The 19,438-nt window shown below is 71.1% G+C and carries 16 protein-coding genes, 1 tRNA gene and 1 pseudogene; 14 read left to right on the top strand and 4 right to left on the bottom strand.

The window, feature by feature from the left end:
* The first annotated feature begins 4 nt into the window (after positions 1 to 4).
* The 10 genes from ADK57_RS11550 (at position 5) to ADK57_RS11510 (ending at position 11,650) form a co-directional block, all read left to right on the top strand.
* Positions 5 to 1,054 (top strand): carbohydrate ABC transporter permease, encoded by a 1,050-nt coding sequence (locus tag ADK57_RS11550; protein WP_234390134.1) that lies wholly within the window; start codon positions 5 to 7, stop codon positions 1,052 to 1,054.
* Positions 1,051 to 1,896: a carbohydrate ABC transporter permease gene (locus ADK57_RS11545; protein ID WP_053749310.1), complete on the top strand. Its 846-nt coding sequence runs from the start codon at positions 1,051 to 1,053 to the stop codon at positions 1,894 to 1,896. The genes ADK57_RS11550 and ADK57_RS11545 overlap by 4 nt, the downstream gene beginning before the upstream one ends.
* Positions 1,897 to 1,900: 4 nt before the next feature.
* Positions 1,901 to 3,529 carry a beta-N-acetylhexosaminidase gene (locus ADK57_RS11540; RefSeq protein ID WP_053749309.1) on the top strand — a complete coding sequence of 543 codons (1,629 nt, stop codon included), beginning with the start codon at positions 1,901 to 1,903 and terminating at the stop codon, positions 3,527 to 3,529.
* A 224-nt stretch (positions 3,530 to 3,753) separates the two neighbouring features.
* Positions 3,754 to 4,647 carry an FAD binding domain-containing protein gene (locus ADK57_RS11535; RefSeq protein WP_053749308.1) on the top strand — a complete coding sequence of 298 codons (894 nt, stop codon included), beginning with the start codon at positions 3,754 to 3,756 and terminating at the stop codon, positions 4,645 to 4,647.
* Positions 4,644 to 6,269 carry a 2Fe-2S iron-sulfur cluster-binding protein gene (locus ADK57_RS11530; protein ID WP_053749307.1) on the top strand — a complete coding sequence of 542 codons (1,626 nt, stop codon included), beginning with the start codon at positions 4,644 to 4,646 and terminating at the stop codon, positions 6,267 to 6,269. Before ADK57_RS11535 ends, ADK57_RS11530 begins: the two co-directional genes overlap by 4 nt.
* Positions 6,266 to 8,575, top strand: a complete 2,310-nt coding sequence (locus ADK57_RS11525) for a xanthine dehydrogenase family protein molybdopterin-binding subunit (protein ID WP_053749306.1) — start codon at positions 6,266 to 6,268, stop codon at positions 8,573 to 8,575. The genes ADK57_RS11530 and ADK57_RS11525 overlap by 4 nt, the downstream gene beginning before the upstream one ends.
* Entirely contained in the window at positions 8,572 to 8,709 is a 138-nt protein-coding gene (locus ADK57_RS50425; RefSeq protein WP_199830542.1) for a hypothetical protein, read from the top strand. Before ADK57_RS11525 ends, ADK57_RS50425 begins: the two co-directional genes overlap by 4 nt.
* Entirely contained in the window at positions 8,709 to 9,236 is a 528-nt protein-coding gene (locus tag ADK57_RS11520) for an AAA family ATPase (protein ID WP_053749305.1), read from the top strand. Before ADK57_RS50425 ends, ADK57_RS11520 begins: the two co-directional genes overlap by 1 nt.
* A gap of 135 nt (positions 9,237 to 9,371) precedes the next feature.
* Positions 9,372 to 10,532, top strand: a complete 1,161-nt coding sequence (locus tag ADK57_RS11515) for an SUKH-4 family immunity protein (RefSeq protein ID WP_053749304.1) — start codon at positions 9,372 to 9,374, stop codon at positions 10,530 to 10,532.
* A 203-nt stretch (positions 10,533 to 10,735) separates the two neighbouring features.
* Positions 10,736 to 11,650, top strand: a complete 915-nt coding sequence (locus ADK57_RS11510; RefSeq protein WP_053749303.1) for a chitosanase — start codon at positions 10,736 to 10,738, stop codon at positions 11,648 to 11,650.
* 34 nt (positions 11,651 to 11,684) lie between these two features.
* Here ADK57_RS11510 and ADK57_RS11505 read toward each other — a convergent pair.
* Positions 11,685 to 11,759 (bottom strand) — tRNA-Cys (locus tag ADK57_RS11505).
* A gap of 416 nt (positions 11,760 to 12,175) precedes the next feature.
* Between ADK57_RS11505 and ADK57_RS11500 the strand changes: the two genes are divergently transcribed.
* From ADK57_RS11500 to ADK57_RS11490, 4 genes and pseudogenes are all read left to right on the top strand, one after another.
* A complete protein-coding gene (locus tag ADK57_RS11500) occupies positions 12,176 to 13,966 on the top strand; it encodes a DEAD/DEAH box helicase (protein ID WP_053749302.1) in 1,791 nt (596 codons plus the stop codon).
* A gap of 391 nt (positions 13,967 to 14,357) precedes the next feature.
* Entirely contained in the window at positions 14,358 to 14,999 is a 642-nt protein-coding gene (locus ADK57_RS11495; RefSeq protein ID WP_053749301.1) for an IclR family transcriptional regulator, read from the top strand.
* 250 nt (positions 15,000 to 15,249) lie between these two features.
* A pseudogene (locus tag ADK57_RS47225) lies at positions 15,250 to 15,556 on the top strand (enolase C-terminal domain-like protein); the annotation flags it as partial.
* A 42-nt stretch (positions 15,557 to 15,598) separates the two neighbouring features.
* Positions 15,599 to 16,390 (top strand): PDZ domain-containing protein, encoded by a 792-nt coding sequence (locus ADK57_RS11490; RefSeq protein WP_053749300.1) that lies wholly within the window; start codon positions 15,599 to 15,601, stop codon positions 16,388 to 16,390.
* Positions 16,391 to 16,413: 23 nt separating this feature from the next.
* On the opposite strand, the gene ADK57_RS11485 is transcribed toward ADK57_RS11490, so the two are convergent.
* Genes ADK57_RS11485 through ADK57_RS11475 form a run of 3 tightly spaced genes read right to left on the bottom strand, consistent with a single transcriptional unit; the run spans position 16,414 to position 19,408 of the window.
* Positions 16,414 to 17,379: a glycine betaine ABC transporter substrate-binding protein gene (locus tag ADK57_RS11485; RefSeq protein ID WP_053749299.1), complete on the bottom strand. Its 966-nt coding sequence runs from the start codon at positions 17,377 to 17,379 to the stop codon at positions 16,414 to 16,416.
* Positions 17,376 to 18,203 (bottom strand): ABC transporter permease, encoded by an 828-nt coding sequence (locus ADK57_RS11480; RefSeq protein WP_053749298.1) that lies wholly within the window; start codon positions 18,201 to 18,203, stop codon positions 17,376 to 17,378. Before ADK57_RS11480 ends, ADK57_RS11485 begins: the two co-directional genes overlap by 4 nt.
* Complete coding sequence (locus tag ADK57_RS11475) at positions 18,200 to 19,408, bottom strand: ABC transporter ATP-binding protein (protein ID WP_053749357.1); 1,209 nt, start codon at positions 19,406 to 19,408, stop codon at positions 18,200 to 18,202. Before ADK57_RS11475 ends, ADK57_RS11480 begins: the two co-directional genes overlap by 4 nt.
* Between the last annotated feature and the right edge of the window lie 30 nt (positions 19,409 to 19,438).

The raw sequence follows: 19,438 nt of genomic DNA, 5'->3' as shown, positions 1-19,438 counted from the left end.
GCCGATGAACGACCGCGCAGCGCCGGGCGACGCGCCGGTCCTGGGCCGACCTGCCGAGGCCGCTCCGGCGGCCCCGGCCGGGCCGGCGCCCGGTGGCGGGTCCGCCTCAGGCGCGGGGGCCGTCGCGGAGCGGGCACGTCGGCGGCGCGGCGGGCCCGCGAAGGGCGGTTCGCCGCTCGGGCGCGCCCGCTGGACCCCCTGGCTGTACCTCGCCCCCGCCCTCGTGGTCCTCGGCGGACTGCTCGCCTACCCCATCTACCAGCTCGGCCTGATCTCGTTCTTCCAGTACACCCAGTCCCAGGTCAGCGGCGGCGAACCGACCACCTTCGAGGGGTTCGGCAACTACGCCGAACTGCTCGGGGACGACCAGTTCTGGCAGGTGCTGCTGGCGACGGTCCTGTTCGCGGCGGCCTGCGTGGTGTCGACGCTGGCGGTCGGCTGCGCGCTCGCCGTACTGCTCACGCGCGTGCGTGCCCTGCCCCGGCTCGCCCTGATGCTGGCCGCGTTGGGCGCGTGGGCGACCCCGGCCGTCACCGGCTCCACGGTGTGGCTGCTCCTCTTCGACCCGGACTTCGGGCCCGTGAACCGCGTCCTGGGACTCGGCGACCACTCGTGGACCTACGGCCGCTACAGCGCCTTCTTCCTCGTCCTGCTCGAAGTGGTCTGGTGTTCCTTCCCGTTCGTCATGGTCACGGTGTACGCCGGCATCCGCGCCGTACCGGGCGAGGTGCTGGAGGCCGCCGCCCTGGACGGCGCCTCGCAGTGGCGCATCTGGCGATCCGTCCTCGCGCCGATGCTCCGGCCGATCCTGACCGTCGTCACCATCCAGTCGGTCATCTGGGACTTCAAGGTCTTCACCCAGATCTACGTCATGACGAACGGCGGCGGCATCGCCGGCCAGAACCTCGTCCTGAACGTGTACGCCTACCAGCAGGCCTTCGCGTCCTCGAAGTACAGCCTCGGCTCCGCGATCGGCGTGGTGATGCTGCTGATCCTGCTCGCCGTCACGTTCGTGTACCTGCGGCTGCTGCGCCGGCAGGGGGAGGAACTGTGAATCTTCCACGTCTGAGGCCGCAGCGTCCGTGGCGGCTGGCCGCCGAGGCGTCGGCGCTGCTGATCGCGGTCGTCGTCGCCTTCCCCCTCTACTGGATGGTGCTCAGCGCCTTCAAACCGGCCGGCGAGATCGAGTCGTCCGAGCCCCGGCCCTGGACGCTCGCACCCTCCCTGGACTCCTTCCGGCGGGTCTTCGGGCAGCAGGAATTCGGCCGTTACTTCCTCAACAGCCTTGTCGTGGCGTGCAGTGTCGTGATCGTCTCGGCGCTGATCGCGTTTCTCGCGGCGACCGCCGTGACCCGATTCCGGTTCCACTTCCGGACGACCCTGCTGATCATGTTTCTGGTGGCCCAGATGGTGCCCGTGGAAGCCCTGACGATCCCCTTGTTCTTCCTCATGCGGGACTTCGGGCAGCTGAACACACTGGGTTCGCTGATCCTGCCGCACATCGCCTTCTCGCTGCCCTTCGCGATCTGGATGCTGCGCGGTTTCGTGAAAGCCGTACCGGAGGCGCTGGAGGAGGCCGCGTACATCGACGGGGCGAGCCGCGCGCGATTCCTGTGGCAGATCCTTTTCCCGCTGGTCTTCCCCGGCCTGGTGGCCACGAGCGTGTTTTCCTTCATCTCGGCCTGGAACGACTTCCTGTTCGCCAAGTCCTTCATCATCAGCGACACCTCGCAGTCGACCCTGCCGATGGCGCTGCTCGTCTTCTACAAGCCGGACGACCCGGACTGGGGTGGTGTGATGGCCGCCTCCACGGTGATGACGATTCCGGTACTGATCTTCTTCGTACTCGTACAGCGACGACTGGTCTCCGGGCTGGGCGGAGCGGTTAAGGACTGACGACATGGGTTTCGAGGATCTGATTCCGGCTCCGGGCAAGGGCTGGTGGGTGCCGCCGACGCAGGGGGCGTTTCCCCTGGACGAGGAGACGGTGCTGCACGCGGAGCCCGGTACGGAGCGGGTAGCGCGCTGGCTGCGCGGCACGCTGGGTGCCGCCACCGGCCTGCCGTTCGCCGAGGGCCGCAATGACAACGGCATCGTGCTGCGGGTGGACCCGCAGCTGGCGGAGGAGGCGTACCGCGTCGTCATCGACGGATACGCGATCCGCATCGACGGCGGAAGCGCGGCCGGCGTCTTCTGGGGTGCGCAGACCTTCCGTCAGCTGATGGGCCCCGACGCCTACCGGCGGGCGCCGATCGACCCGGAACGCCGGGAGTGGTTCGTGCCGGCGGTCGTGATCGAGGACGCCCCCCGGTTCCGTTGGCGCGGTTTCATGCTCGACGTGGCCCGGCACTTCATGCCGAAGGACGGCGTCCTGCGCTACCTCGATCTGATGGCGGCGCACAAACTCAACGTCTTCCACTTCCACTTGACGGACGACCAGGGCTGGCGCGTAGAGATCGAGCGGTACCCGAAGCTGACCGAGACCGGATCCTGGCGGGCGCGTACGAAATTCGGTCACCGGGCCTCACCGCTGTGGGAGGAGAAGCCGCACGGCGGCTACTACACCCGGGACGACATCCGGGAGATCGTCGCCTACGCCGCCGAGCGGCATATCTCCGTCGTCCCCGAAATCGACGTACCGGGCCACTCGCAGGCCGCCATCGCCGCGTACCCGGAACTCGGCAACACCGACGTCATCGACACGACCTCCCTCACGGTGTGGGACTCCTGGGGCATCTCTGCGAACGTACTTGCCCCCACTGACAACACACTGCGCTTCTACGAGGGGGTGTTCGAGGAACTCCTCGATCTCTTCCCGTCCGAGTTCATCCACGTCGGCGGAGACGAATGCCTCAAGGAGCAGTGGAGGCAGTCGCCCGTCGCGCAGGCCCGCATCAGGGAACTCGGCCTTGCGGACGAGGACGGGTTGCAGTCGTGGTTCATCGGACACTTCGACAAATGGCTCTCCGCGCGCGGGCGCAGACTCATCGGCTGGGACGAGATCCTGGAGGGCGGACTGGCCGAAGGGGCCGCGGTCTCGTCCTGGCGCGGCTACGAGGGCGGCATCGCGGCGGCCCGCGCGGGCCACGACGTCGTCATGTGCCCTGAGCAGCAGGTGTACCTGGACCACCGGCAGGACGCGGGCGCGGACGAGCCGGTCCCCATCGGCTACGTCCGCACCCTGGAGGACGTCTATCGGTTCGAGCCCGTTCCACCGGAGTTGACGCCCGAGGAGGCCGCGCACGTCCTCGGCGCGCAGGCCAACGTGTGGACCGAGGTGATGGAGGACCACGCGCGCGTGGACTATCAGACGTTCCCCCGGCTGGCGGCCTTCGCGGAAGTGGCCTGGAGCCGCCTGCCCGCCCCGGCGGAACGGGACTTCGCCGACTTCGAGCGGCGGATGGCCACCCACTACCTGCGACTTGACGCCCTGGGGGTCGGCTACCGGCCACCGACGGGGCCCTTGCCGTGGCAGCGGCGGCCCGGTGTGCTCGGCCGCCCGATCGAAGGGCAGCCCCCCAGCAGATAGGGGAGAAAACCGCAAAAGTCACCGAAGAGTGTAAATCAGTACGCACCGGTGATGCCGTGCGAAAACGGACCATCTCCCTGGTGAGGTGGGCGAATGCCTCCTAGCGGACCCCCGCGTTCGGGTCCTGCGAAGATGTGCCAGAGTTGCCACGTCCGCCCTGTCAGCACGTACCGTACGGCAACACAGGTGGGACCAGGTGGGGCAGCGGGAAGGGGCAGCCGGTTTTGACCACGCACGCACCGCAGGCGGCGCAGGCCGTGACGCTGCCCACATCGCTGGACGAGGCAGTGGCGGCGCTGGCCGCCATGCCCGCCGCCGTGCCCGTGGCGGGCGGCACCGACCTGATGGCCGCCGTCAACTCCGGACAGCTCAGGCCCGCCGCCCTGGTCGGCCTCGGCAGGATCAGCGAGATCCGCGGCTGGCAGTACCAGGACGGCCACGCCCTGCTCGGCGCCGGCCTCACCCATGCGCGCATGGGCCGCCCCGACTTCGCCGCCCTCATTCCGGCGCTCGCGGCCTCCGCGCGCGCCGCGGGACCGCCGCAGATCCGCAACGCGGGCACCCTGGGCGGCAACATCGCCTCGGCGTCCCCGACCGGGGACGCGCTTCCGGTGCTGGCCGCCCTGGAGGCGACACTGATCATCGCGGGCCCGGGCGGAGCCCGCCGGGAGATGCCGGTGTCGCACCTGCTGGCCGGCATGGAGATGCTGCGGGCCGGGGAACTCATCGGCTACGTGCGCTTGCCGCTGCTGCACGCCCCGCAGGTCTTCCTCAAGGCGACCGGCCGCACCGGCCCGGGCCGGGCCCTCGCGTCCGTCGCCCTGGTCCTCGACCCGGCCCGCCGCGGGGTCAGGTGCGCGGTGGGCGCCATAGCGCCGATGCCGCTCAGGCCCCTGGACGCCGAGCAGTGGGTCGCCCGGCTGATCGACTGGGACAACAACCGCGCGATCGTCCCGGAGGCACTCAGCGCCTTCGGCGAGTACGTCGCCGCGGCCTGCATTCCCGAACCGGTGCCGGCCGAGGACGGCTCCGTACAACAGCTTCCGCCCGCCGTACTGCACCTGCGGCGCACCGTCGCCGCGCTGGCCCGACGAGCACTGGGGAGGGCGCTGTCGTGACCGACGACCAGCACGAAGAGGGCACACCCCAGGGCGCGGGCCGCTGGGACCCGCTGCCCCAGGGCGACTACGACGACGGCGCCACCGCCTTCGTGAAGCTCCCCGAAGGGGGCATCGACGCCCTCCTGGCCTCCTCCGACACCCCGCTCGCCGCACCCGGTCACGGCTATGTGCCGCCGCAGATCACGGTCACGCCCACCACCGCGGGCACCGACCCGGCGGCGACGGGGACGTGGGCGATGCCTGCCGAGGGCGTTCAGTGGCCCGACCCGAACGCGGCACCTCAGGACGCCGGGAACGACCGGTTCACCTACAACCCGGGCGCCACCGGGCAGTGGAACTTCGAGGAGAGGGGCGCTCCGGCGCCGGGTCACGACGTGACCGGGCAGTGGTCGATCCCCGTCGCCGGCGGTGACCTTCCGGACGAATCGGGCGAGTTCACCACGTCGTCCCTGGTCGAGCAGTGGGGTGGCACACCGCCCGCCACGCTCCCGGGCGGCGCGCCCGCCCCGTGGGCGACCGAGGGCGCGGGGCAGCCGTGGGGGCAGCAGCCTCCGGCGGCCGAACCGCAGGTGGAGGCGGGGCACGCGCACGAGCAGCCCGCCTCGCATCCCATGCCGCCTGCCGCGTACGCCCCCGGCGAAGGCGGCCTCGCCCCGGAGGGGTTCGCACCGGACGAGCCCGCCCCCATGGAGCCCGGCCCGGCCGGACACGACCACGAGCAGCCCCGCTTGCACGCGCCCGAGGCGCCCGCCGAGCCGTCGTACGCCGAAACGCCCGCCGAACCCGTCGTAGCCGCCTCACGGCCCGTTCACGGGAGCGGTGAGGCCTCTGGAGCCACCGAGGCGTCCGAGGAGGCCCACGGGGCCGCTGAGGCCGTCGAGGGGGCCGCGGAGCCTCCCGCCGAGGCCGCCGCGGAGGCTGACGCCCCCGAGGAGACCGCGGAGACCCCTGATGACGAGGCCGCGCCCCCGCCCTCCGGCGAGGAACACCCCCTCGCCTCCTACGTCCTGCGCGTCAACGGCGTCGACCGCCCGGTCACCGACGCGTGGATCGGCGAGTCCCTGCTCTACGTGCTGCGCGAGCGGCTCGGCCTCGCGGGTGCCAAGGACGGCTGCTCGCAGGGCGAGTGCGGGGCCTGCAACGTGCAGGTCGACGGACGGCTCGTCGCCTCCTGTCTGGTGCCCGCCGTGACCGCGGCCGGCAGCGAGGTCCGTACGGTCGAGGGCCTGGCAGTCGACGGACGGCCTTCGGACGTGCAGCGGGCGCTCGCCCGGTGCGGCGCGGTGCAGTGCGGCTTCTGCGTGCCGGGCATGGCGATGACCCTGCACGACCTCCTGGAGGGCAACCCGGCTCCCAGCGAGATGGAGACCCGCCAGGCGCTGTGCGGCAACCTGTGCCGCTGCTCCGGCTACCGGGGCGTCGTGGAGGCCGTCAAGGAGGTCGTCGCGGAACGCGAGTCGCACTCCGCGGCGGACGCTGAGACGGACGCGGACGAGGCACGTATTCCGCACCAGGCGGGTCCGGGAGCCGGCGGCGTCAACCCGTCGGCGTTCGAACCTGCCGAACGGCGCGACCATTCGTACGGCAACGAACAGGGACAGGACGGAGGCCAGGCGTGAGCAACGAAGCCGCCACCGCGACCACCGCCGCGGAGGCCGCCCCCGCCCCCGAACCGATCCCGCACGGCCTCGGCGTCGCCCTGCCGGCCGCCGACGCCCGCGCGAAGACCGAGGGCACTTTCCCCTACGCGGCCGACCTGTGGGCCGAGGGCCTGCTGTGGGCGGCCGTACTGCGCTCACCGCACCCGCACGCGCGCATCGTGTCCATCGACACCACCCACGCGCGCGAGATGCCCGGCGTACGAGCCGTCGTCACCCACGAGGACGTGCCCGGCAGCCCGGTCCACGGCCGCGGCAAGGCCGACCGCCCGGTGTTCGCCTCCGAGGTCGTGCGCCACCACGGCGAGCCCATCGCGGCCGTCGCCGCCGACCATCCGGACACCGCGCGCATGGCCGCGGCCGCGGTCATCGTCGAGTACGAAGTACTGGACCCGGTCACCGACCCCGAGCAGGCCTTCGAGGCCGAGCCCCTGCACCCCGACGGCAACCTGATCCGGCACATCCCGCTGCGCCACGGCGACCCCGACGCGACCGGCGACGTCGTCGTGGAGGGCCTGTACCGCATCGGCCGCCAGGACCCCGCCCCGATCGGCGCCGAGGCCGGCCTCGCCGTGCCGCGCCCCGACGGCGGCGTCGAGCTGTACGTGGCCTCCACGGACCCGCACACCGACCGCGACACGGCCGCCGCCTGCTACGGCCTGGAGCCCGAGCGCGTGAAGGTCGTCGTCACCGGCGTCCCCGGCGCCACCGCCGACCGCGAGGACCAGGGCTTCCAACTCCCGCTCGGCCTCCTGGCGCTGCGGACCGGCTGCCCGGTGAAGCTGACCGCAACGCGCGAAGAGTCCTTCCTGGGACATGTCCACCGGCACCCCACCCTGCTGAGATACCGCCACCACGCCGACGCCGAGGGCAGGCTGGTGAAGGTCGAGGCGCAGATCCTGCTCGACGCGGGCGCCTACGCGGACACCTCGTCGGAGGCGCTGGCCGCCGCGGTCTCGTTCGCCTGCGGGCCGTACGTCGTCCCGAACGCGTTCATCGAGGGCTGGGCCGTACGCACCAACAACCCGCCCTCCGGCCACGTGCGCGGCGAGGGCGCCATGCAGGTGTGCGCCGCCTACGAGGCGCAGATGGACAAGCTCGCCAAGAAGCTCGGCGTCGACCCGGCGGAGCTGCGTCTGCAGAACGTGATGGCCACCGGGGACGTCCTTCCCACGGGCCAGACGGTGACCTGCCCGGCGCCGGTCGCCGAACTGCTGCAGGCCGTACGGGACTTCCCCCTCCCCGCGCTCCCCAAGGACACCCCCGAGGACGAGTGGCTGCTGCCCGGCGGCCCCGAGGGCGCGGGCGAACCGGGCGCGGTGCGCCGGGGCGTCGGCTACGGCCTGGGCATGGTGCACATGCTGGGCGCGGAGGGCGCGGACGAGGTCTCCACGGCCACGGTCCGGGTCCAGGACGGCGTGGCGACGGTGCTGTGCGCGGCCGTCGAGACGGGGCAGGGCTTCACGACCCTGGCCCGGCAGATCGTCCAGGAGACCCTCGGTATCGACGAGGTCCATGTCGCCCCGGTCGACACCGACCAGCCACCGGCCGGCCCGGGCAGCCGCGGCCGCCACACCTGGGTGTCGGGCGGCGCGGTGGAGCGGGCGGCCAAGATGGTCCGCACCCAGCTGCTGCAGCCCCTGGCACACAAGTTCGGCATGTCCACCGAGCTGCTCCAGATCACCGACGGCAAGATCACGTCGTACGACGGCGTCCTGTCGACCACCGTCACCGAGGCGATGGACGGCAAGGAACTGTGGGCGACGGCCCAGTGCCGCCCGCACCCGACCGAGCCCCTGGACGAGACCGGCCAGGGTGACGCCTTCGTGGGGCTGGCCTTCTGCGCGATCCGCGCGGTGGTGGACGTCGACATCGAGCTGGGCTCGGTGCGCGTGGTGGAGCTGGCCCTCGCCCAGGACGTCGGCCGGGTCCTGAACCCGACCCAGCTGGCCGCCCGCATCGAGGGCGGCGTCACCCAGGGCGTGGGCATCGCCCTCACGGAGAACCTGCGCAGCGCGCGCGGGCTGATCCGCCACCCCGACCTCACCGGGTACGCCCTGCCGACGGCACTGGACGCGCCGGAGATCCGCATCGTGAAGCTGGTCGAGGAACGTGACGTGGTCGCCCCCTTCGGGGCGAAGGCGGTCAGCGCGGTGCCGGTGGTGACGTCCCCCGCCGCGATCGCCTCCGCGGTCCGCGCCGCGACGGGACGCCCGGTGAACCGCCTGCCGATCCGCCCCCAGGCGGCGGTGGTGACGGCACAGTGAGTACGCCGGAGCCGGAGACCGACGACCGGCCGCGCTACGAACCCGCGCCGGGCGTGGGCAAGCTGGCGGTGTGGATCCTGCTGTTCCTGCTGGCGGCGATCGTCGTCGTGGTGGGCGGCGTGTACCTGGTGTGATGCGCGGCGTCGTGCTGATCACCGGGGTGATGGCGGCGGGGAAGTCGACGGTCGCGCAGGCACTGGCGGAGAGGCTGCCCAGGGCGGCGCACGTCCGGGGTGACCTGTTCCGGCGGATGATCGTGAGCGGGCGCGAGGAGTACGAGCCCGGCGCCGGCGGAGAGGGCGAGGCCCAGCTCCGGCTTCGGTACCGGCTGTCGGCGGCGACCGCGGACGCGTACGCGCAAGCCGGGTTCACGGCGGTGGTGCAGGACGTGGTGCTGGGGGAGGACCTGGCGGCGTACGTCCGCCTGGTGCGCACCCGTCCCCTGCACGTGGTCGTCCTCGCCCCGGGTCCGGAGGCCGTCGCGGCGCGGGAGGCGGGGCGGGCGAAGACGGGTTACGGGGCCTGGACGGTGGCGGAGCTGGACGGGGTGCTGCGGGCGTCGACCCCGCGCATCGGTCTGTGGCTGGACAACTCGGCGCTGACGGTGGCGGAGACGGTGGACACGATCGTCGCGGGGCGGGAACGGGTGAGGGTGGTCTGAGCGTCTCCTGGTCCAGGGGCATTGTCAGTGGTGGCGCGTAGTGTTCTGAGCAGTGGGAGACGCGCTGCCGGGCCTGCTCGGCCGTGCGTGCCTTGGGTGGGCGGGGACTCTGAACAAGCACATGCGGGGGAACACATGGGCACGACCGAAGCCGTAGTCGCGGCGATCACACTGACCGAGGCCGATCTCGATCCGTACGTCACACACGCCTCGACGCGCCGCTGGCTGACCGGCCCGGGACTCCCGGGCGACAGCGGTCTGTTCACCTTCGCGGAGCTGCGCAGGGAGGGCCTGCGGACGGTGGTGGACTCCACGGGCGACCCGGGCGGGCGCTTGCTGGCCGAGCTTCGGAACCAGCTGGTGATAGGCGGTCTGGTGGGCCCCGGCGGCCTGGAGACGGAGTCGGTCCTGCTGGACGGTGCGACCGGCGAGATCTCCACGACCCACTTCCTGCACGACCGCCCCGACCTGATGGACCGTCGCCCGCTCGCACCGTCACTGGACCGGCTGGTGAGGTTCGCCACGGCGACGGACGAACTGGCGGCGCTGCGGGGCCAGTTCGCGTCCTACGCCGGTCGTTTCGGGCCGAAGGCGGTGGCGGAGGCGTCCCGTCAGCTGCTCGCCGTCTTCAAGGAGGGCACGGGCGGCGAGGTCCCGCCGTTCTGGAAGATGGCGGCCCTGATCCGCCCGCTCTCCCTGGTCGCCGGCCCGGGCTCGCTCTCCGGGCTCGCCCTGGATCTCCCGGCCCGCCTCCTGGACCAGGAGTTCGGCCGCGGGAAGGTCGCCCGCTTCGAGGACGTCGACTTCCCGGCGACCCTCACCCATGAACCGACCCGCCGCTTCCTGCGCGAGACGGGCCTGCCCGAGGACGCCTTCCTCTTCCACCTCGACACGGACGTGCCCCTGGCGACGCTGGCCGAGCACCACGCCGACGACCCCTCCGCCGAACTCCCGGCCCGGGCCGACCACTTGATACGCCTGGGCGACCTCTTCGAGAACAACAGCCTCGTGATCGACGGCGAGACGGGCGCGGTCCTCAACTGGAGCGAACCCGAGGCGACCCTCTACCCCCTCAACACGGACATCTCCACCCTGGGCTTCACCCTCTGGCTGCTCCACCGCGAGAGGGCGATCGACGCGGACCTCTCCCACGGCCTGACCGCGGACACGTACGACCAGCTGGCCGCGACGATGATCCAGGTCCTGTCGACGGTCGACCCGACGGGGGCGACGACAGAGGCCGGCCGGCACTACTGGACGGAGGCGTTCCGGGACGAGGCGGGCGGGGTGCTCTGAGAAACGGGGTGCCGTGAGAAGTCGGGTGCCCTGAGAAGTGGGGTGCCCTGAGGACGGAGCACCACCGCATGGCCGTCACGCGGGCGCCGAGTTCCGCCGTGCGTCCCGGCGCGTGCCTGAGCCGGGGGACACGACCGGCCGGGTCGCAGCCTGACGCGGCATCCCGCGGTCGAGCACTCTTTCGACCGTCGTAATCTGTGCGCATGAAGCGTCCTGGTCGTCTCCTGCACGCCGTCGCCCCGGTGGCCACGGCGGCCGCCCTTCTCCTGGTGGCCGGCTGCGGCTTGACGGACGCGTCGGACTTGTCGGACAACGACGGAACCCGGATCTCGGGAGCGGATCGGGCCGGCACCGAACCGTCGTCGGAGTCGGAACGGGCGAAGGACGACGCCCTGATAGCCGAGCTGCCGCCCGGCCTGGGCGCCCCCGACAAGAAGGAGCTCGCGCAACAGATCCTGGCGACCGCCGAGAACTCCACGCTCGACTGGCGCGGCCAGTACGACTACATCGAGGACCTCGGCGACGGCAACGGCTACACGGCCGGCATCATCGGCTTCTGCACGGGCACCAACGACCTGCTCACGCTCGTCGAGCGCTACACGAAGAGCCATCCGGACAACGGCCTCGCCCGCTATCTGCCCGCCTTGCGCAAGGTCGACGGCAGCGACTCCCATGAGGGCCTGGACCCGGGATTCACCGATGCCTGGGTGAAGGAGGCGCAGAAGGCCGACTTCCGCAAGGCCCAGGAAACCGAGCGCGACCGCATCTACTTCGACCCCGCCGTGCGCCTGGCGAAGCTCGACGGACTCGGCACGCTCGGCCAGTTGATCTACTACGACGCGATGGTGCTGCACGGCCCCGGCACCGGACCGCGCGGCTTCTACGGCCTGCGCGAGGCAGCCATGGCCAAGGCGGACATCCCCTCCCAGGGTGGCACGGAGAAGACCTACCTCGACATCTTCCTGGACATCCACCGCAAGGCGATGCAGTACGAGGATCCCCAGCGCGACACCACGCGCATCGACACGACACAGCGGAAGTTTCTCGACGACGGCAACTTCGACCTGAGTACCCCGTTGCGTTGGGAGATGTACGGGGAGACGTTCCGGGTGTCGTAGCCCCCTCTTGACGGTCGGGGCCATGACCGCGAACTGGAGGCCGTAGCGGGATTCGAACCCACGTAACTCGCTTTGCAGGCGAGCCCCTGAACCACTCGGGCATACGGCCGTGTAACTCACTGACTTGACCGTACGGCCGGGTGGGGAAGGGGCTCAAGGGAATCGCGGGCGCTGCAATGGGACTGCCATACGCCGTTCATGAATGGGGCGGTGACCGAGCGTCTGGGAGTGACCACGCGAGTGCGGGAGCGGGGGCGGGAGGGAGTGGGGGAGGGGGGGGGGGAGCGGGAGGGGGAGTGGGGGCGCGGCGTACGCGCTGGTCATCGATGTGGCGTCCGGGGTGGAGGGGGACGTCGGAGTGATCGCGGGGCGGCAGCGGCTGCTGTGACGTGGGTCCCACCCACGGGCTACCCGGGCTTGTCCGCACGTTGACACCCTGAAGGCGCCGGTAGGGTGGCCCGGTTGTCATACCCAGCCCAGCCGTCCCGACTGTTCACCGAGCCGCCCGACCCACCGACGGAGACCGTGACTACCACCGCCGCCTCCTCCCACCACCTTTCCCCCGCCTTCCCCGGCCGCGCCCCCTGGGGTACCGCCAGCAAGCTGCGTGCCTGGCAGCAGGGCGCGATGGAGAAGTACATCCAGGAGCAGCCGCGTGACTTCCTCGCCGTCGCGACGCCCGGCGCCGGAAAGACGACGTTCGCGCTGACGCTGGCGTCCTGGCTGCTGCACCACCACGTCGTGCAGCAGGTGACCGTCGTCGCGCCGACCGAGCACCTGAAGAAGCAGTGGGCCGAGGCGGCCGCCCGGATAGGGATCAAGCTGGACCCCGAGTACAGCGCGGGTCCGCTCGGCAAGGACTACCAGGGCGTCGCGGTCACGTACGCCGGTGTCGGCGTGCGGCCCATGCTGCACCGCAACCGCGTCGAGCAGCGCAAGACCCTCGTCATCCTCGACGAGATCCACCACGCCGGCGACTCCAAGTCGTGGGGCGAGGCGTGTCTGGAGGCCTTCGAGCCGGCCACGCGGCGGCTCGCGCTCACCGGTACGCCCTTCCGGTCCGACACCAATCCCATCCCCTTCGTGACGTACGAGGAGGGGAACGACGGGATTCGGCGGTCCGCCGCGGACTACACCTACGGGTACGGAAACGCGCTGGCCGACCACGTCGTCCGGCCCGTCATCTTCCTCTCCTACAGCGGCAACATGCGGTGGCGGACCAAGGCCGGCGACGAGATCGCCGCGAGGCTCGGCGAGCCCATGACCAAGGACGCGATCAGCCAGGCCTGGCGTACGGCGCTGGATCCGCGCGGCGAGTGGATGCCCAGCGTGCTGCGCGCCGCCGACCAGCGGCTGACGGAGGTCAGGAAGGCCATCCCGGACGCCGGGGCTCTCGTCATCGCCTCCGATCAGGACTCGGCGCGCGCGTACGCCAAGCTCATCCGTGAGATCACGGGCGACAAGGCGACGGTCGTGCTGTCCGACGACACCGGGGCGTCCAACAGGATCGACGAGTTCAGCAGCAGCAACGACCGGTGGATGGTCGCGGTGCGGATGGTGTCCGAGGGCGTCGACGTCCCGCGGCTCGCGGTCGGCGTGTACGCCACGACCATCTCCACTCCGCTCTTCTTCGCGCAGGCTGTCGGGCGTTTCGTACGGTCCCGGCGGCGCGGTGAGACCGCCTCCGTCTTCCTCCCGACCGTCCCCGACCTCCTCACCTTCGCCAACGAGATGGAGGTGGAGCGGGACCACGCCCTCGACAAGCCGAAGAAGGAGGGCGAGGAGGACCCGTACGCCGAGTCCGAGAAGGAGATGGAGGAGGCGAACAAGGAGCAGGACGAGGACACCGGCGAGCAGGAACAGTTCTCCTTCGAGGCGCTGGAGTCCGAGGCCGTCTTCGACCGGGTGCTCTACGACGGTGCCGAGTTCGGTATGCAGGCCCACCCCGGGAGTGAGGAGGAGCAGGACTACCTCGGGATCCCGGGGCTGCTGGAGCCCGACCAGGTGCAGCTCCTCCTCCAGAAGCGGCAGGCCCGGCAGATCGCGCACAGCCGCAAGAAGCCGGACGAGGAAGCCGATCTGCTCGAACTGCCCGCCGAGCGGCGGCCGGTGGTCTCGCACAAGGAGATGATGGAGCTGCGCAAGCAGCTCAACACGATGGTCGGTGCGTACGTCCATCAGAGCGGCAAGCCTCATGGGGTGATCCACACCGAGCTGCGGCGGGTGTGCGGCGGGCCGCCGAGCGCCGAGGCCACGGCCGGGCAGCTGCGGCAGCGGATCGCCAAGGTGCAGGAGTGGGCCACGCGGATGCGGTGACGCCGGAGCTCGTCGGTTGTCGGCCGTCGGCCATCAGTCGTCGGTCGTTGCTTGGCGGGGGCGTGAGCCGGGGCGTGTGCGCTGCGTGCAGGTGTGGTGTACGCCGAGTGCTGCGCGCCGGACGTATGCGGACAAAAGGCGGTGGTCCGTACCGGCCACTGCCCGGATTCTGGACGTAGCCTTCCGCTGAGCGAACCGCCTTCGCTAATGTCCGGCTACGCATACGCCCCGTGGCAGCGCAGCCGCGGAGCGCAGCCGTGAAGCGACGCGGTCCGGCAACAGGCCGGGCCGCCGGCCGATCGGCGGCCTCTGAAGCGCGTCGCCGACGGGACTCGGTGACGCATTTGCCGCGAGGGGGCTGCCGACCTCACCACTTGGAGGAGTGGGCGTCGTGACCGCGGAGACCTCTCAGACGCTCGACCGGGGACTGCGTGTCCTCAAGCTGCTGGCCGATACGGACCACGGGCTGACCGTCACCGAGCTATCCAACAAACTGGGCGTGAACCGGACCGTTGTGTACCGGTTGCTCGCCACGCTGGAGCAGCACGCTCTCGTACGGCGTGATCTGGGCGGTCGTGCCCGGGTCGGGCTCGGGGTGCTGCGGCTGGGCCGCCAGGTGCATCCACTGGTACGTGAGGCGGCGTTGCCGGCCTTGCGGTCGCTGGCGGAGGACATCGGGGCGACCGCGCATCTCACGTTGGTGGACGGGGCGGAGGCGTTGGCCGTTGCCGTGGTCGAGCCGACGTGGACGGACTATCACGTGGCGTATCGGGCGGGGTTCCGGCATCCGTTGGACCGGGGGGCTGCGGGGCGGGCGATTCTCGCCGCGCGGCAGCAGGCCGAGGACGATGCGGGATACACCTTGACCCATGGGGAGTTGGAGGCGGGGGCCAGTGGAGCGGCCGCGCCATTGATCGGGGTTACGGGGGTCGAGGGCAGCGTCGGTGTGGTGATGCTGGCCGATGTGGTGCCGGAGCGGGTGGGGCCGCGGGTCGTGGATGCGGCTCGGGAGGTCGCGGAAGCTCTGCGCTGACGTGCGCTGAAGTCGGTGCCCGGCGTCGGGGCTGAGGCCGGGTGGGTGAGCTTGCCCGCGCTTGCGGGGTGCCGCCGCGCCCACCCGTGCCGCCCCAGCGGCACGACTGCCCGCGGTTATGGCGGCTGGGTGGGTGTCGGCTGCTGGGTGGGCGCTGCCCCAGCGGCATGACTGCCCGCGGCTGTGGCTGCCGGGTGGGCGCCGCCTCGGTGGCATGGCTGTCTGCGGCTGTGGCGGCTGGGTGGGTGTCGGCTGCCTGGAGGCCCGCCGCGTCCGCGACGTGGCGCACGCGCACGGGGTGCCGGGGTGGTGCGGCGGGATGCTGGAGACGGGAATCGGCCGCGCGTCGAACCTCGCGCCGGCGGCGCTGCCGGGCTTCACGCTGCCCGGGGACACGTCGGCGTCCGGGCCGGTACTTCGCGGCGGACATCACCGAACCGTTCGTGCTGGTGGACGGTCACCTGCCGGTTCCGCGTGTGCCCGGCATCGGCATCGAACCGCTCCCGGAAGCCCTGCGCCGCTTCACCCTCCGCAGACAGGATCTGTACGGGGCCTGACCGGCCCGTGGCCGGAACCGACCGTCGCGTTAGATTGACCCCGTGCTCTCTCGCCTCACACGCCCCCAGGCCGTCGCCGTCTGCGCCCTGCCCGTCGTGGCCCTGCTCGCCACGGCGGCCTTCGCGCCGCTGCCGTTCTCACTGACGCAGCCGGGGCTGACGGCGAACGTCCTCGGCGAGAACAAGGGCACCCCGGTGATCACGATTTCCGGCGCCCCGACCCGCGACACGACCGGTCAGCTCCGCATGACGACCATCGAGGCGACCAACCCGGACACCCGCGTCTCCCTCGGTGACGTGCTCGATGCCTGGTTCGCCACCGACCAGGCCGTCATGCCGCGCGACGCCGTCTACCCGAGCGGCCAGAACGTCAAGGAGATCGAGCAGCACAACACCGAGCAGATGAAGGAGTCCCAGGACGCCGCGACCGAGGCCGCCCTGAAATACCTCGACCTGTCCGACAGGGACGTCAAGGTCACCCTGAAACTCGCCGACGTCGGCGGCCCCAGCGCCGGCCTGCTCTTCACCCTCGGCATCATCGACAAGCTCGACGGCGACGGCAGCGACGGCGACCTCACCGGCGGCCGCACCATCGCCGGCACCGGCACCATCGACGCGAACGGCGAGGTCGGCGCGGTCGGCGGAGTGGCCCTGAAGACGCAGGCCGCGCGGCGCGACGGGGCGACGGTGTTCCTGGTACCGAAGGCGGAGTGCTCGGACGCGAAGTCCGAACTCCCCAAGGGGCTGCGGCTGATCCCGGTGACCACGCTGAAGGGCGCGGTGAACGCGTTGACGGCACTGGAGAGCGGGAAGGGCTCCGTGCCGAGCTGCTAGGGCACCCGGGGCGGCAAGCGTCCTCACCCCTCCTCGACGAACCCCTCCTCTTTCAGCCAGTCCAGCGCCACCTGATGCGGATCCTCACCGGCGACGTCCACCTTCGCGTTCAGCTCCTGCGCCACGGTGTTGTCCAGCTTCCTCGTGATCGGGTCGAGGACGTCCGCGATGGCGGGCCACTTCTTCAGGGCCTTCGTGTTGATCTCGGGGGCCGCGTTGTAGTTGGGGAAGAACTTTCCGTCGTCCTGCATCACCGCGAGGTTCATGGACCTGATGCGGCCGTCGGTGGTGAAGACCTCGCCGTAGGTGCAACTGCCCTTCGCGGCCTGGGTGTAGATGATGCCGGTGTCCATCTGCGTGATGTTCCCGGCGGGGACGTTCATGCCGTACGCCTTCTGCATGCCCGGCAGCCCGTCCGCCCGGTTGGCGAACTCGCCCTCCACGCACAGGGTCACCGCGCCGGGGTCCCTCTTCGAGAGCGCGGCCACGTCCGAGAGGGTCTTCGTGCCGTACTTCTTGTGGTTCGCCCGGTTCATGGCGAGGGCGTAGGTGTTGTTGAGCGCAGCCGGGGGCAGCCAGGTCAGGCCGTTCTTCAGGTCGGCGTCGCGCACCGCCTGCCACTGCTCTTTCGGGTCGGTGATGGGCTCGCTGTTGCCCAGGTGCGTGATCCAGGCGGTGCCCGTGTACTCGTACATGCCGTCCGCGTCACCGGACTTGACCGCCTCGCGGGCGCCGACGGAACCCTGGATGCCGGTGCGGTCGAGCACGTCAGCGCCGGCCGCCTCGAAGGCGATGCCCATGATCGCGCCGAGGATGAGCTGCTCGGTGAACTCCTTGGACGTCACGGTGAGATCGGCGCCCTTCAGGGGGAGTCCTCTGCCGATCGAGCCCGGCCGCACGTCGTCGACCATCGGGGAACCGCTGGTCAGGCCGCACGCGCTCGCCGACACCAGCATCCCGGCCAGCCACAGACACGTACGCCCTCTCATGTCTCCACATCCAGCCCCCGCGGCCGCAGCAGCAGTTCGGCCAGCGACGCCAGCCAGTCGACCAGCAGGGCCAGGGCGACGGTGAGGATCGAGCCCAGTACCAGCACGGGCATCCGCTGGGTGGTGATGCCGGTCGTGATCAGTACGCCCAGCCCGCCGCCCCCGCCGAAGACCGCGAGGGTGGCGGTGCCGACGTTGAGGACCAGGGCCGTGCGGACTCCCGCCAGGATCAACGGGACGGCGAGCGGCAGCTCCACCTTGGCGAGGGCCCCCAGGGGGGACAGGCCGATGCCGCGCGCCGCCTCCAGCAGCGTCGGGTCGTTCGCCCCCAGGCCGGCGATCGTGTTCGACAGCACCGGGAGCACGGCATAGATGATGATGCCGATCAGGGCCGCCTTCTGGCCCGTGCCGAGCCAGATGACCAGCAGGGCGAGAAGACCGATCGCCGGGGTCGCCTGGCCCGTGTTGGCGAACGCCATCGCCACCGGGGCCGCCTTCCGGAACGCCCGCCGCGTCAGGAGGATCCCCAGCGGGATCGCGATGATCAGCACGAAGAACGTCGAGATCGCCGTGAGCTCGATGTGCTGCCACAGCGCCTTGGACACCTGGCCGTCCGACAGCGCGTTCTCGGAGATCGAGTCGAGGTCCGCCTGCCGGAACCACAGCCAGGTCGCCATCAGCACGGCGACGAGGACGGCGGGCAGGAACGTCAGCTTCTGCCAGGTGACGCGTGGCTTCAGGGGACCTGAGGGTGGCGGCGGGGCCTCGGCTTCGACGCCTTCCCGGTCTTCCTCTTCCAGGTCTTGCGGCTCGGGGGTGGTCACGCCTTCTTCTCCCCTCCGGGGCCCTCCTGCTCGGCGTGCGTCTGGGCGGCCCGCAGCTCCTCCAGGTCGTGCCGGTGCTCCATGGCCTCCAGCCGGTCCGCCTCCAGCAGGTCGTGCACGGAGTTCATCAGCGACTCCACGTCGACCACGCCCGTGTACTCGGCGCGCCGCCCGGTGACCGCGACCCGCCCCGAGCTGTCGGTGAGCACCGCCTCCAGCGCGTCCCGCAGGGTGGCGTCCCTGGCCACCGTGTCGCTCACCAGCGTTCCGGCGCGGGCCAGCGAGCCCTTGGCACGCATCAGGTCGCCGCGCCTGAGCCACTTGTACGGTCGGCCCCGCTTGTCGAGCAGCAGGATCTCGTTCGTGCCGCTGGAGCGGAGCTTGTTGAAGATCTCCTGGAGCGGGTCGTCGATGGTCACCGTCGGGTAGTCGGTGATCTCCACGTCCCGTACGCGGGTGAGGTTGAGCCGCTTGAGGGCCGCCCCCGCGCCCACGAACCCGGACACGAAGTCGTCCGCCGGGTTGGTGAGGATCGCCTCCGGGGTGTCGAACTGGGCGATGTGCGAGCGATCGCGCAGTACGGCGATCCGGTCACCGAGCTTGATCGCCTCGTCGAAGTCGTGCGTGACGAAGACGATCGTCTTGTGCAGCTCGTGCTGGAGCCGGATCAGCTCGTCCTGGAGGTGATCGCGGGTGATCGGGTCGACCGCGCCGAACGGCTCGTCCATCAGCAGCACGGGAGGATCGGCGGCCAGCGCCCGCGCCACGCCCACGCGCTGCTGCTGGCCGCCGGAGAGCCGACGCGGGTAGCGGTCGCGGAACTCGCCCGGGTCCAGTCCGACCAGGTCGAGCATCTCCTCGACCCGGTCCCTGATCCGCGTCTTGGGCCAGCCGATCATCTTCGGTACGAGCGCGATGTTCTGGGCGACGGTCATGTGCGGGAAGAGGCCGGAGGCCTGGATCGCGTACCCGACCTTCCGGCGCAGCTTCACGGGGTCCATGTCGGTGACGTCCTCGCCGTTGATGCGGATACGGCCACCGGTCGGCTCGATCAGCCTGTTGATCATCTTGAGTGTCGTGGACTTACCGCATCCGGACGGGCCGACGAAGACGACGATCTCGCCCGCCTTGATCTCCATGGTGACGTTGTCGACGGCCGGCTGCGGATTGCCGGGATACCGCTTGGTGAGGTTCTCCAGCTCGATGGTGGCGCCGGTCGTGGCACCAGTGGCCGA

This window comes from Streptomyces sp. MMG1533 (assembly GCF_001279775.1).
GTDB lineage: Bacteria > Actinomycetota > Actinomycetes > Streptomycetales > Streptomycetaceae > Streptomyces.
This window is presented reverse-complemented; position numbering and strand designations above follow the sequence as displayed.

Coding starts and splice junctions, on each gene's coding strand:
- ADK57_RS11510 (WP_053749303.1), top strand. CDS start 10,736: ATGAAGCGTCCTGGTCGTCTCCTGCACGCCGTCGCCCCGGTGGCCACG.
- ADK57_RS11485 (WP_053749299.1), bottom strand. CDS start 17,379: ATGAGAGGGCGTACGTGTCTGTGGCTGGCCGGGATGCTGGTGTCGGCG.
- ADK57_RS11520 (WP_053749305.1), top strand. CDS start 8,709: ATGCGCGGCGTCGTGCTGATCACCGGGGTGATGGCGGCGGGGAAGTCG.
- ADK57_RS11515 (WP_053749304.1), top strand. CDS start 9,372: ATGGGCACGACCGAAGCCGTAGTCGCGGCGATCACACTGACCGAGGCC.
- ADK57_RS11550 (WP_234390134.1), top strand. CDS start 5: ATGAACGACCGCGCAGCGCCGGGCGACGCGCCGGTCCTGGGCCGACCT.
- ADK57_RS11540 (WP_053749309.1), top strand. CDS start 1,901: ATGGGTTTCGAGGATCTGATTCCGGCTCCGGGCAAGGGCTGGTGGGTG.